General features: G+C 76.3%; 14 protein-coding genes. 11 read left to right on the forward strand and 3 right to left on the reverse strand.

Annotated features, from left to right (window positions below):
* Positions 1-430 (reverse strand): hypothetical protein (locus ACFXAM_RS31375; RefSeq protein ID WP_380296358.1); only part of this gene is annotated, 430 nt, incomplete at its 3' end.
* A 314-nt stretch (positions 431-744) separates the two neighbouring features.
* Here ACFXAM_RS31375 and ACFXAM_RS31380 point away from each other — a divergent pair.
* Together ACFXAM_RS31380 and ACFXAM_RS31385 are read left to right on the forward strand one after the other, a co-directional pair.
* Positions 745-1,788 (forward strand): LLM class flavin-dependent oxidoreductase, encoded by a 1,044-nt coding sequence (locus ACFXAM_RS31380; RefSeq protein ID WP_380296360.1) that lies wholly within the window; start codon positions 745-747, stop codon positions 1,786-1,788.
* On the forward strand, positions 1,785-2,897 hold the full coding sequence (locus tag ACFXAM_RS31385; protein WP_380296361.1) for an LLM class flavin-dependent oxidoreductase: 1,113 nt from the start codon (positions 1,785-1,787) through the stop codon (positions 2,895-2,897). The genes ACFXAM_RS31380 and ACFXAM_RS31385 overlap by 4 nt, the downstream gene beginning before the upstream one ends.
* An 87-nt stretch (positions 2,898-2,984) precedes the next feature.
* On the opposite strand, the gene ACFXAM_RS31390 is transcribed toward ACFXAM_RS31385, so the two are convergent.
* The gene (locus ACFXAM_RS31390) at positions 2,985-3,524 is read right to left on the reverse strand and encodes an ArsR/SmtB family transcription factor (RefSeq protein WP_380296362.1); all 540 of its coding nucleotides are present in this window, start codon (positions 3,522-3,524) and stop codon (positions 2,985-2,987) included.
* Positions 3,525-3,614: 90 nt separating this feature from the next.
* Between ACFXAM_RS31390 and ACFXAM_RS31395 the strand changes: the two genes are divergently transcribed.
* The 4 genes from ACFXAM_RS31395 (at position 3,615) to ACFXAM_RS31410 (ending at position 6,662) form a co-directional block, all read left to right on the forward strand.
* On the forward strand, positions 3,615-4,616 hold the full coding sequence (locus tag ACFXAM_RS31395; protein WP_380296364.1) for a S41 family peptidase: 1,002 nt from the start codon (positions 3,615-3,617) through the stop codon (positions 4,614-4,616).
* A 152-nt stretch (positions 4,617-4,768) separates the two neighbouring features.
* Complete coding sequence (locus ACFXAM_RS31400; RefSeq protein ID WP_380296366.1) at positions 4,769-5,431, forward strand: hypothetical protein; 663 nt, start codon at positions 4,769-4,771, stop codon at positions 5,429-5,431.
* Between the two features lie 164 nt (positions 5,432-5,595).
* Positions 5,596-6,201 carry a DUF2867 domain-containing protein gene (locus ACFXAM_RS31405; RefSeq protein ID WP_380296367.1) on the forward strand — a complete coding sequence of 202 codons (606 nt, stop codon included), beginning with the start codon at positions 5,596-5,598 and terminating at the stop codon, positions 6,199-6,201.
* 14 nt (positions 6,202-6,215) lie between these two features.
* A complete protein-coding gene (locus ACFXAM_RS31410) occupies positions 6,216-6,662 on the forward strand; it encodes an NTP pyrophosphohydrolase (RefSeq protein ID WP_380296369.1) in 447 nt (148 codons plus the stop codon).
* A 50-nt stretch (positions 6,663-6,712) separates the two neighbouring features.
* On the opposite strand, the gene ACFXAM_RS31415 is transcribed toward ACFXAM_RS31410, so the two are convergent.
* Entirely contained in the window at positions 6,713-7,594 is an 882-nt protein-coding gene (locus ACFXAM_RS31415) for a hypothetical protein (RefSeq protein ID WP_380296371.1), read from the reverse strand.
* 331 nt (positions 7,595-7,925) lie between these two features.
* Between ACFXAM_RS31415 and ACFXAM_RS31420 the strand changes: the two genes are divergently transcribed.
* From ACFXAM_RS31420 to ACFXAM_RS31440, 5 genes are all read left to right on the forward strand, one after another.
* Entirely contained in the window at positions 7,926-9,632 is a 1,707-nt protein-coding gene (locus ACFXAM_RS31420) for a sensor histidine kinase (protein WP_380296373.1), read from the forward strand.
* Entirely contained in the window at positions 9,629-10,036 is a 408-nt protein-coding gene (locus ACFXAM_RS31425; RefSeq protein WP_380296375.1) for a roadblock/LC7 domain-containing protein, read from the forward strand. Before ACFXAM_RS31420 ends, ACFXAM_RS31425 begins: the two co-directional genes overlap by 4 nt.
* A complete protein-coding gene (locus ACFXAM_RS31430) occupies positions 10,033-10,392 on the forward strand; it encodes a DUF742 domain-containing protein (RefSeq protein ID WP_380296377.1) in 360 nt (119 codons plus the stop codon). Before ACFXAM_RS31425 ends, ACFXAM_RS31430 begins: the two co-directional genes overlap by 4 nt.
* A complete protein-coding gene (locus tag ACFXAM_RS31435; protein ID WP_380296378.1) occupies positions 10,373-10,993 on the forward strand; it encodes an ATP/GTP-binding protein in 621 nt (206 codons plus the stop codon). Before ACFXAM_RS31430 ends, ACFXAM_RS31435 begins: the two co-directional genes overlap by 20 nt.
* Positions 10,994-11,055: 62 nt before the next feature.
* A partial coding sequence (locus ACFXAM_RS31440) for a cytochrome P450 (RefSeq protein ID WP_380296380.1) occupies positions 11,056-12,538 on the forward strand: 1,483 nt, incomplete at its 3' end.

Raw genomic sequence — 12,538 nt, forward strand, 5'->3', positions numbered from 1 at the left:
GGGTCGGGGTGGCGGGAGGCCAGCCCCATTCGGTGCTCTCCAGCGATCCCGTGCCCTTCGCGCCGATCGGCGCGGTGTCCGGGAGCCCCCCCACAGCGGTGCCGCTGTGGTCGACGAGGACGCTGGGCGTGATGGTGCCGAGCACGGGGCCGCCGACCACCGAGGCGGTCAGCCGGTAGGGGACCGTCCGGGCCGTCCAGCCGAGGCTGCCGGGCGTGGTCCGGCCGTAGAAGGTGACCTGGTCGCCGCTCACGGTGGCGCAGATCTCGTTGACCACCACGCCCCGGTACCCGGTGACGCAGAGGCCGCCGGGGCCGGCCGGGCCCTGGGAGGCTTCGGCGGCGGGGGCGGTGCCCTGGGCGGCTGCACCGGTGGCACCGGCGGCGGTCAGGACGGCGCTGGTGGCGAGGATGGCGAGGAGCCGGTTCATCGGGTGATTCCCGTTCATGGGTAGGGACGGCGATGTGAAGCCATGTGACATTTCACGCTTCACACCTCACATGCTGGCATCGATTCGTGCGGAACTCCTAATTCCACCCTGCCTTTTGAAGCCTTCGGTCGATTTCGGCCTTTCAATGACCGATTCCTATCGACGGCGCAACCTTCATGACCACCCGGTTTCCGCCCGTGAACACTTCGTTGCGACCGTTGCCCCGGCGCTGCGCCGCCGCGCAGGATGAACCGGCCCCGGCCGCGCGGGCGAACGCGCGGCGGACGGGCGGCCGACAGGAGGCGATCGTCGTCGTGTCCGCACAACAGCTCCACCTCGCCGTGCTCCCGCCCGGCGCGAATGGCCCCGCCGGCCCCGCCGGCCCCGCCGGCCTCGACGGGCTCACCCGGCTCGCCCGGACCGCCGAGCAGGGCGGGTTCGACTTCCTCCTCCTGCCCGAGAGCGCGCCGCCCGGACCCGAGGTGCTGACCGCCCTCGGCGCCCTGGCCGCCGTCACCACCAGGCTCGGGCTGGCCGCCGCCCTCGACCCGGCCGTGCACCAGCCCTACGACCTGGCCCGGCGGCTGGCCTCGCTCGACCACCTCAGCTGCGGGCGCGCGGCCTGGAGCGTGACGGCAGGCCCCGACGGCGCCACCGCCGCCGGGCTGCGCCACGGCCGGCTCCCGGCGGACGCCGACCGGCACGCCCACGCCGCCGAGTTCCTGCGCGCCGCCCGGGTGCTGTGGGACAGCTGGGCCGAGGACGACCTCCCCGCCGACCAGGCCGGCGGCCGCTTCGTACGGCCAGGCGCGGGCACCTTCGCCCATCGGGGAGCACACTTCGACCTCACCGGCCGGTTCACCACCCCGCGCCCGCCGCAGGGCCACCCCGTGGTCGTCCGGACCGTCGCCTCCCCGCAGGACCTGGCCGCCGCGGCCGCCGACGCCGAGGTGGTGGTCGTCCCGTACAGCGGGCTCGCCGCCGCCCGCGCGCTGCGCGAGGACCTCGCCGAGCGGCTCGCCGCGCACGGCCGCTCCCCCGATGGGCTCCGGGTCCTCACCGCCGTCGGCTGGCTGCTCGGTGACACCCCCTCGGCGGCGCGGGAGACCACCGCCGACATCGCCGGGACCCCGCGCCAGGTTGCCGACGCGCTCACCGCGTACGTCCGGGGCGGCGGTTCGGACGGGTTCCTGCTCACCCCGCACCCGGCGGCCGGCCCGCTGGAGGAGTTCGTCGACCGGGTGGTGCCGCTGCTCCGGGCCGAGGGCGCGCAGCGCACCGAGTACACCGGCGCCACCCTCCGCGACCACCTCGGGCTCGCCAAGGCCCGCCGACCGAGCCGGGAGAACGCCGCATGACCAGTCCCGCCGACGCCGCTCGCGGCCTGCCCCCGCTGCACCTCGCCGTCGCCCTGGACGGGGCCGGCTGGCACCCGGCCGCCTGGCGCGCCGAGGGCGCCCGCCCCGGCGAGCTGTTCACCGCCGGCTACTGGGCCGGCCTGGTGGCCGAGGCCGAGCACGGGCTGCTCGACCTGGTCACCTTCGAGGACGCCCTCGCCGTCCAGTCCGTCAGCCTGCGCGGGCCCGACGACCGCACCGACCAGGTGCGCGGACGGCTCGACGCCGTCCTGATCGCGAGCCGGGTCGCGCCGCTGACCAGCCGGATCGGCCTGGTCCCCACCACCAACGTCACCCACACCGAGCCGTTCCACCTGGCCGCCGCCCTCGCCACCCTCGACCACGCCGGGCACGGCCGGGCCGGCTGGCGGCCGCAGATCTCCGCCCGCGCCGACGACGCCGCCCACTTCGGACGCCGCGCCGCGGCCACCCTCACGGAGGGCGACCTCGCCTCCCCCGACACCATCTCGGCCCGCCTCGCCCCGCTCTTCGACGACGCGGCCGGGGTGCTGGAGAGCGTGCGGGGGCTGTGGAACGGCCACGGGAGCACCCCGCCGGTCACCGTCCTCGCCCACGCCCGCATCCCCTACGAGCTGGCGGCCAGGGGCGGCGACGTCGTGTTCGTCACCCCGCACTCGGCCGAGGACGCGGGCGCGGTCCTCACCGAGGTCGCCACCGCCGTCACCGCCGTCGCCCGGCCCGCCGACCGCCCCCTCAAGGTCTTCGCCGACCTGCTGGTCCTCCTCGACGACCGCCCCGGCGAGGCCGCCCGCCGCAAGGCCCGGCTCGACGAACTCGCCGGCGCCCCGCTCGCCTCCGACGCCGCGGTCTTCACCGGCACGCCCGCCGAACTCGCCGACCTCCTGCTGGCCTGGCGGACCGTGGAGACCGCCGGCCTGCGCATCGACGGATTCCGCCTGCGTCCCGCCCGCCTGCCCCACGACCTCCTGGCGGTCACCCGCGGCCTGGTCCCCGAACTCCAGCGCCGCGGCGCCTTCCGCACCGCCTACCGGGCCACCGGCCTACGCGGCCACCTCGGCCTGCCCGGCGCCGTCGGCGCCCGGAGCTGAGGCCCGGGAGCGCCCGACGGCCCCGGCCGGTCGGACCCGGGCCCCCGCCCGGTCCGGCCGGCTCCGTCGTGCCGCCCGCCGGGGCCGTCAGCCGTGCCCGGCCGGCTGTTCGCGCTGTTCACCCTGCCCGTGCTGTTCGTAGAGGGCCACCAGCACGCCGTGCACCGGTTCGCCGGCCGGGGCCTCGACGGCCTCGTCCACCAGGGCCCGGAGGGTGGCGCCGAGGCGGGCGGCCTGGTCGGCGGTCAGCCGCAGGTGCCGCAGCACCAGCAGGGGTTCCTGCGGAGCCCGGACGCACTCCTCGGCCACCGCCGCGAGCAGGGCGGTGGTCGGTCCGCCGTCCGGGCCGGTCACGGTGATCCGCCGGGCGGTGCGCCGGTAGACGTGCTCGCTGCCGCCGCGCACCTTCCGGGTCTCCACCAGCTGGACCACGCCGGCGTCCTGCAGCACCTTGAGGTGGTGCGCCACGGTGCTCTTGGGGCTGTCCAGCTGCGCCGCCAGCCCGCCGGCCGTGGCGGGCCGACCGCCGAGGGCGAGCAGCAGGCGCTGGCGCAGCGGGTGGGAGAGCGCCTTGTACTGCTGCGGGGTCTCGATGGTGAGCGCGTCGTCCTGGGTCCGGTCCTCCATGGGTAAAGCGTCCAATTTTCTTGACGCTTTCGCAAGCCGCGTGCTCCACTGGCCCCACCTGATTCGATCATCACCAGCAGGGGGCAGCGCATGACGCGGCTTCAGTCGGCCGAGATCACCGAGATCGTCACCGAGGTGAGCCGGCTCACCGGCGGGCTCTACGTCTTCCCCGAGACCGCCGGGCGGATCGCCGGGGTTCTCGACGAGGCGCTGTCCCGGGGCCGCTACCACGGGGCCGAGGACGCCGAGACGCTCGGCCGGCTGGTCACCGAGGACCTCCAGTCGGTCAACGGCGACGGCCATCTGCGGCTGAAGTACCACCCGCGGGCGGTCGCGGTGGAGCAGGAGGACGGCGCCCTGCTCGCCGAGCTGACGCGCTCCGCGGACCTCTCGCTCGGCGGCGTCCCGCGGATCGAGCGCCTGGCGGGCGGGGTCGCGCTGCTGAAGCTCGCGCCGATCCTCTTCCCGCTGGAGATGACCGGGGAGTCGCTCGACGCCGCGCTGACCGTGGTCGCGCGGGCCGAGGCGCTGATCCTGGACCTGCGCGAGTGCGTCGGCGGCCATCCGTACACGACCGCCCACATCTGCGGCCACCTGTTCGACGAGCCGACGCACCTCACCACCCTCCACGACCGCGAGGGCGGCACCGAGCAGCAGTTCTGGAGCCCCGCGCAGGTGCCCGGCCCGCGGTTCGGCGGCAGCAAGCCGCTCTACGTGCTGATCAGCCGGGCGACCTTCTCGGGCGGCGAGGAGCTCGCGTACGACCTCCAGCAGCACGGCCGCGCCGTGGTGGTCGGCGAGGCGTCCGGGGGCGGTGCCAACCCGCGCCGGGGCTTCACCGTCCACCCGCACCTGGAGGTCACCGTCCCGACCGCGCGCGCGGTCAACCCGGTGTCGGGCGGCAACTGGGAGGGCACCGGGGTGATCCCGGACACCGTGACGGACCCGGCGGCGGCCCTGGAGACGGCCCACCGCGCGGCGCTGGCGGAGGTGGCGCGGCTCGGCGGCGGCTCCGCGTCGGCCGAGGAGGCCCGGCGGGTGCTGCGGGAGCCGGCGCCGGAGGGTCCGGCGTCGCCCGACGACCGGCTCTGACGCCCGGCCCCTCCCCCGGTCCGCCCCGGTCCGCCCCGTCGCCGGGGCCGGGGTCGCCCCGGGGCCGGGGTTGCGCCGGTGTCGGTGACGGGCCGTAGATTCGGCGCGACCGAGCACCAGCCGCGCGACTCCCGGACAGGACAGCGAGCCCGATGAACCCCGCGACCCCGATCCCCCCGAGCGACGCGCACGGCGTCGCGCTCACCGAGCGCGCCATCGCCGCCGTCGCCGCCGACCCGCATCGGCCGATCCTGCCCCACGGCCCGTGGGCCGGGCCGTGGCTCACCGGGGAGCCGGAGCCGCTGCCGGCCGGGCCGCCGGACGGGGCGGTCTTCCCGAGCGGGCGTCCGCTGCCGCCGAGCCTGCGCCGCTGGCTGGCCTTCGACGCCGGCCTGCTGCGCCGGTTCGGCTGGCTCGACGGCGACGGCCGCTTCACGCCCCGGTCGCTCGGCGACCTGGCGCGCGACGAGTTCGGCGAGCCGTGGGGCTCCTGCTTCGACACCGTGTCGGAGCGCTTCGACGAGTGCTTCCTGCTCCCGGGCGGCTCGGACTCCCGCCGGGTGCTGGCGACCGGGGCGGGCGACGAGCACGGCGAGTACCCGGTGTTCGCGCTGGACATCGACGACATCCCGTGCGTCGAGCTGATGTACCCGGGGCTGGACGTCTACCTGGCGGACACCTCCGGGGTCATCACCGTCGAACTGGACGGCTACTCCTGCCTGGTCCGGGACCAGGTGTACGCCCGGCGGATGCTCACGCACGCGCAGCGGGTGTTCGGCGGCGCGCTCGCCGAGGAGTGCCTGCCGGACCTCTGAGGCGTCCGGGCACGCCACGACCGGGCCGGGTGGGCGGAGCTGTGCTCCGGCTCACCCAGCCCCTCTGTATACGCCACCGAATATGACGCCTACTCTGCCCGTATACGCCGGCGTACGGACGGGGCCCGCAGGCGGTGCCCCGCACAGGAAAGGCGGTACCGACCGTGCGACTTCCACGCGCTGCCCACACCCGTCAGGCATGGCGCATCCACGCGTTCGCGCCCGACTTCCGGACCGAGGACGTCTGGGCCTTCCGCACTCCCGGCGCCGGGCCGGGCGACCTCGACGTGATGCTCGCCGCCATGCGCGCGGCCGGCGGCGTCGCCCGGCAGTCGCCGGCCAACCGGGCCCTGTTCGCGGTGCGCCGGAAGCTCGGCGCCCTGCTCGGCTGGGACCGGCCGGAGGCGGGCCTGGGCACCCGGGTCCGCTCGCTGCGCGAGCGGCTGCCGCCGGAGCTGGCCGCCACCGTCGACACCGCCGAGCCGGACGGCCTGCCGCTCACCCCGGTCTACCGGCTCCAGGACGAGTACGTGCGCGAGCTGGCGAACGGGACCGTCCACACCCTGATGCACCTCGGCTGGGCACCGGCCCGCGACGGCGGCCACGAACTGCGGATGGCCGTGCTGGTCAAGCCCAACGGCCGGTTCGGCCGGTCCTACCTGAAGCTCATCGCACCGTTTCGGTACCTCATCGTCTACCCGGCGCTGACCCGCCAGTGGGAGCGGGCCTGGCGGGACCGCCGGCTCCTGCTCGCCGGCGGCGCCTCGTGACAGACTTGCCCGCCATGAGCGAGGGCGAGGCCGCACGGGCCGTACCGCTGCTGGTGGTGGACGGGGCGAACGTCGTGGGCTCGGTGCCCGACGGCTGGTGGCGCGACCGGCGGGGCGCCGCGGAGCGGCTGCGCGACGCGCTCGCACCGGTCGCCGGGTACGGACTGGACGCGGCGACGGGCGCGGGCCGGCCCGGGCTGCCGTCGTGGGCGCGGACCGGGCCGCTGGAGGTCGTGCTCGTCGTCGAGGGCGCCGCCCGGGGCGTCACGGCGCGGCCGGAGGTCCGGGTCGAGGCCGCCGGCGGCAGCGGCGACGATCTGATCGTCGGCCTGGTCGCGCAGGCGCTGGCCGCCCGTCCCGGACGCGACTGCCTGGTCGTCACGGCCGACCGCGAACTGCGGGCCCGGGTCACCGCCCTCGGCGCGGCGGTGACGGGACCGCGCGCCGTCCGTCCCGGCTGAGCCCCGGCCCCCGACCAGCCGCCGCCCCGACCAGCCGCCGCCCCGGCCGCTCACAGCCGCGGCGGCGGCGGGCCGTACGGCTCGGCCGTCGCCCCCGGCGGGAACGGGTCACCGGGATCGGCGGCGTCCCGCCCGGAGGCCACCGAGGTGGGCAGCATCACCACCGCGACGATCACCGCCGCGACCGCGAAGGTGCCGAACCCGGCGAGGCTCAGCGGCAGTTCCAGCCGGCTGCCGAGCCGGGTGACCAGCCACAGCTTCAGCAGGTTGCCCGCCGTCGCGACCTCCAGCCCGGCCGCCGACCGCAGCCGCACGCCGAACCCCGGCAGCGACAGCCGGGAGAACTTGAGGCCGAGCACGGCCCCCAGGGCGACCAGGGTGAGCAACTGCCGCCAGCCCGGGCCGTTCGCCTGCGAGGCGCCGTCGAGCAGGGCGACCACCAGGGCGAGGCCGGCGACGGCGAGCAGGTGCCGCGCGACGCCGCGCAGCGCCTGGCCGTCCCCGTCGCGGTCGGCCAGGACGGACCAGAGGTGGCGCACCGTCACGCCGACGAGCACGACCACCACGGCGGCGACCACCGTCGCGCCCGGTCCCGACAGACGGGCGGCGAGCCCGAGCCCGCCGGCCAGGCGCACCGCCAGCCAGAGCGCGGCCGGCTCCGCCGCGAGCAGCAGCGGGACCAGCAGGGCCGCCCCGAGACAGAACGCGCACGAGCGGTCCGCCGGAAAGCGGCGCACCAGCGCGCCCCCGGCGGCGTGCACGGCCACCAGGACCACCGCGGCGCCGAGCACCCCGGCGCACCGGGCCGCGGGCCGGCCGCCCAGGTCGAAGCCCGTCACCACGGCCGCGGCCACGGCGAGGCCCACGGCGGTGGCCACCAGGTCGAGCAGGAGGGCGGCCGGAGCGGCCGCCCCCCGGGATCCGTTCGACATCCGTCCCCCCGGAGTCGGGCGTGTTGGTCCATGGTTCCCCGGCCGCCGGCCCGCGACCCGTCCGACGGAGCGTCATTCCGGCTGACCGAAGCCCCGGCGGGGCGCCGGACGTCGGGGCGCGCCGGGGCGCACAACGGCTCGCCCTAGCACGGAACGGCGCGTGCTCGTGGCACTTTCACCGGGAGTCCGCTCGCATTGGCGAACTGGGCGTGGGCGCCGGTGCGCGGCGGGCGGCGCACGGTAAACCTGAGGCCGACACCGGCCCGGTCGCGGCCCCCGGCCGACCGCCCGTTCCCGTCCCCCCACTCTTCGACCGTTTTGAGGATGCTGAATGCTTGGTGCTGGTTCGTCACCCGGACGCCGGCGCTCCGCCCCCGTGCTCGTCTGGCTCCTGCCCACCCTCGCGACGGCCGCCGTCGCCGCCGTCACGGTGGCCGCGGCCTCCCCCGACGCCCGGACCGGAGTCGCCCTGTGCGCGGTGGTGGGCACCCTGGCGGTGGTCCTGGTCGCCGCCGAGGCCGCCCGCCGGGGCCGGGCGGCGGAGGAGCTGCGGGCCCGGGCGGTCCAGCGCGAGGGCGAGTTGATCCGCCGGCTGACCCGGCAGGAGACCGAGTACATCCGGCTGGCCAAGTCCGTGCTTCCCGCCGCGATGACCAGGCTCTCGATGGGCGAGGGCCTGGAGAACGTCGTCCGCGCGTACACCCTCCAGGACGTCACGGTCGGCGCCGAGTTCCGGGCGGCGCAGCAGACCCTGCTGCGCGCCGTGCTGGAGACCGTCGAGAACGAGGAGGCGATGCGCGAGTCCACCCAGCGTTCCTTCGTCAGCATCGCCCGCCGCGTCCAGGCGATCGTCCACCGGCAGGCCGCCGAACTGCGCAGCATGGAGCACGCGCACGGCACCGACCCCGCCGTCTTCAACGACCTGCTGCTGCTCGACCACGGCAACGCCCTGATCGGCCGCCTCGCCGACAGCATCGCGGTGCTCGGCGGTGCCCGGCCGGGCCGCCAGTGGAACAAGGCGGTGCCGCTGTACAGCGTGCTGCGCGGCGGCATGTCGCGCATCCTCGACTACGAGCGGATCGAACTGCACCCGGTCTCGGACGTGGCCGTCGTCGGCCCGGCCGTGGAGCCGCTCATCCACGCGGTGGCCGAACTCCTGGACAACGCCACCCGCTACTCGCCGCCGCACACCCTGGTGCACCTGACGGCCGTCGAGGTGCAGAGCGGCATCGCGATCGAGATCGAGGACGGCGGTCTCAGCCTCAGCGAGGAGGGCCGCTCCCGCGCGGAGCGGATGCTGGCGGAGGCCCAGGCCGGCATCGACCTCAACGGCCTCGGCGAGACGCCGCGGCTCGGGCTCGCGGTGGTCGGCCGGCTCTGCCAGGCCTACGGCTTCCAGGTCTCGCTGCGCCCCTCGGCCTACGGCGGGGTGCGGGCGGTGCTGGTCTTCCCGCAGGAGCTGATCACCACGGCGCCCGCGACCGGGCGCGCCCACGGCATCGGTGTCACCGGCTCCTCCGGTCCCGAGCTGGTGGACAACCGCCGCTCGCACACCTCCCCGCCACCGCGCCGCCCGTTCTTCGGACCGCCGTCCAGCCCGCCCGGCGGCGCGCGGAACGGGTCGCCGGGTGGCGGGTCGCGGAGCGGCGGTGGCGGGGACGAGGTCCCGGTGGTGACCGAGCGGACCGCCAACGGGCTGCCCAGGCGCCGCCGGCACGCCGCGCCGGCCGTCCGGTTCGGGTCCGGCCAGCCGGCCCGCCCGGCCACCGCCCGGCCCGCCACCGGCCAGGCCGCCCCGATCCCCCCTGCCCACGGCACGCCCGCCCGCGGCCGGCCGGCCGCCGGAAGCGGCGCCGGTGCGCCCGGGACACCGGCCGAGGCGGGACAGGACGCGGTGCAGCCGGGTCTCTGGCTGGCCGCCTTCACCGAGGGCATCAACGGCACCGGCCCGGCCGGCCACACCGACGGCCACGCCAACGGCAACGGCAGCGGCAGCGGCAACGGAGACTCGACGGGGACGCGGAGGGACGAGCGATGACTCAGCCACGGACCAACCTGGACTGGCTGCTCAAGCAGCTCGCGGACGAGGTTCCGCTCGTGCGCAACGTCGTCGTGCTCTCCGCCGACGGCCTGCGGATCGCCCAGTACGGCACCGAGACCGACACCGCCGACCGGCTCGCCGCCGCCTGCGCCGGCCTGCAGAGCCTCGCCGCCGCCGTGGGCCACGAGTTCCCGCACGGCGACGGCCGGATGCGCCTGGTGGTGATCGAGATGGGCGGCGGGTTCTTCTACCTCATGGCGGCCGGCGCCCGCGCCTACCTCGCGGTGCTCGCCGACGAGGGCGTGGACGCCGGGCTGATGGGCCACCGGATGCGCGACCTGGTCGCCCGGATCGGCGAGCACCTCAGTACGCCTCCGCGAAGGGGCGAGCCCGTCGCATGAGCACCACCGGCCGGGACTGGGGCGACGAGGCCCCGGAACGCTTCTACGTGATCACGCGCGGCCAGAGCCTGCCGGCCGGAGGGGCCGTGCTGGACCTGGTCACGCTGATCGTCTCCCGTGCGGAGCCCTCCCCCTCGATGCCGCCGGAACACGCGGCGATCCTGCGCCTGTGCGGATCGCCGCTCTCGGTGGCCGAGATCTCCGCCTACCTGCGGCTGCCCGTCAGCGCGGTCTCCCTGCTGCTGGCGGACCTCCTGGCCGGCGAGCGGGTCGAGGCCCGCGCCTCCGTCCCGGCCGCGCTTCTCCCCGACCGTGCCCTGTTGGAGGCGGTGATGCATGGACTTCAGCGGCTCTGACACGGTGCTCGGTCCGGCGGAAGAGGACCTGCTGCCGGACTCGGCCACCGCGGCCGTCAAGGTGGTGATCGTCGGCGGCTTCGGCGTCGGCAAGACGACCCTGGTCGGCTCGGTGAGCGAGATCCGCCCGCTGACCACCGAGGAGACGATGACCCAGGCCGGGGCGGAGGTCGACGACCTGGCCGGGATCGAGCGGAAGTCCGAGACGACCGTCGCGATGGACTTCGGCCGGATCAGCATCAGCGACGAGCTGGTGCTCTACCTGTTCGGCACGCCGGGGCAGGAGCGGTTCTGGTTCCTCTGGAACGGCCTGTTCGAAGGCGCGCTGGGCGCCGTCGTCCTGGTCGACACCCGCCGGCTGGAGATCAGCTTCGACGTGATCGGACGACTGGAGGACCGCGGCGTGCCGTTCGTCGTCGCCGTCAACGCCTTCCCCGGCTCCCCGGACTGCCCGCACGAGGAGCTGCGGCTCGCCCTGGACCTGCCGCCCGACGTGCCGGTGGTGGCCTGCGACGCCCGGGTCCGGGAGTCCGGGCGGGACGTGCTGCTCGCGCTCATGCACTACCTCTACGACCTCGCGGGGCCGCCGCCGAGCCACTGACCGCCCCCCACCCCCACCCCCACCCGCCGTCCCCCCACCCGCCGACGACCCCCGGAGCCACCGTGACCTCCCCGTTCCGCGACGACCCCGCCCCCGCCCCGCCGTCCGGCTGCCCCGCCCACCGGGCCGGCGACCAGGGCGGCCGGGAGCAGGCCCTGCTCGACGCGCTCGACGACCTCGGCCCCGACGAGCCCGGCCTCGACGAGCTGCCCGTCACGGAACTGCGCCGGCTCCACGGGCCCGCGGCCGAGGCCGACCCGGCGGGCCTGTACGAGCAGCTGCGCGCCGAGTACGGCGAGGTCGCGCCCGTCCTGCTGCACGGCGACCTCCCGGCCTGGCTGGTGCTCGGCCACTCCGCGAACCTCACCGTGATGCGCACGCCCTCGCGCTTCTCCCGGGACTCGCGCCGCTGGACGGCGTTCCAGGAGGGCCGGGTCGCGGCCGACTCCCCGCTGATGCCGGTGATCGGCTGGCAGCCGCTCTGCGTCTTCGCGGACGGCGCCGAGCACCGGCGGCTGCGCGGCGCCGTCACCGACGGCCTGAACGGCACCGACCGGCGCGGGGTGCGCCGCTTCGTCACCCGCTACACCGCCGAGCTGGTCGAGGAGTTCGGGTCGACCGGCCGGGCCGAGCTGGTGAGCCGGTTCGCCGAGCACCTGCCGATGCTGGTGATGACCCAGCTGGTCGGCATGCCCGAGGAGTACGGTCCGCGCCTGGTCGAGGCGGCGCGCGACCTCATGAAGGGCACCGAGACGGCCATCGCCAGCAACGAGCACGTGGTGGCCTCGCTGCGCCGCACCGTCGAGCGCAAGCGCAGCGACCCCGGTCCCGACCTGTGCACCCGGCTGATGCAGCACGAGGCCGGACTCAGCGACGAGGAGGTGCTGGAACACCTGCGGGTCGTCCTGCTGGCGGCGAACGAGACCACCGTCAACCTGATCGCCGACACGCTGAAGATGATCCTCACCGACGAGCGCTTCCGCGCGCACCTGTCGGGCGGTCACATGACCGTGCCGGACGCGCTGGACCAGGTGCTGTGGGACGCCCCGCCGATGTCGCTGGTGGCCGGGCGGTGGGCGACCGGCGACACCGTGCTCGGCGGCCGCCGGATCCGGGCGGGCGACATGCTGCTGCTGGGCCTCGCCGCCGGGAACGTCGACCCGGTGGTCCGGCCCGACCTGGCGAAGCCGCTGCACGGCAACCGCTCCCACCTGTCGTTCGGCAGCGGCCCGCACGAGTGCCCCGGCCAGGACATCGGGCGGGCCATCGCGGAGACCGGGATCGACTGCCTGCTCACCCTGCTGCCGGACCTCCGGCTCGCCGTCCCGGAGTCCGAGCTGACCTGGACCTCGGCCTGGCTGTCGCGCCACCTGGTCGAACTGCCGGTGGAGTTCACGCCACGCCAGCAGCTGCCGGAGGCGGTGGCGGCGGCGGCCGCCGCGGCCGAGGGCGCCGCCGCGCGGCCCGCCGGCCCGGGGGCGGTGGCGCGGGCGGGCCGGGGGGCACGGGGGGGGGCGGCGGAGCCGGGGCGGGAGGCGGGGCGGC

This window comes from Kitasatospora sp. NPDC059462, assembly GCF_042749955.1.
In the GTDB taxonomy this organism is placed as follows: domain Bacteria; phylum Actinomycetota; class Actinomycetes; order Streptomycetales; family Streptomycetaceae; genus Kitasatospora.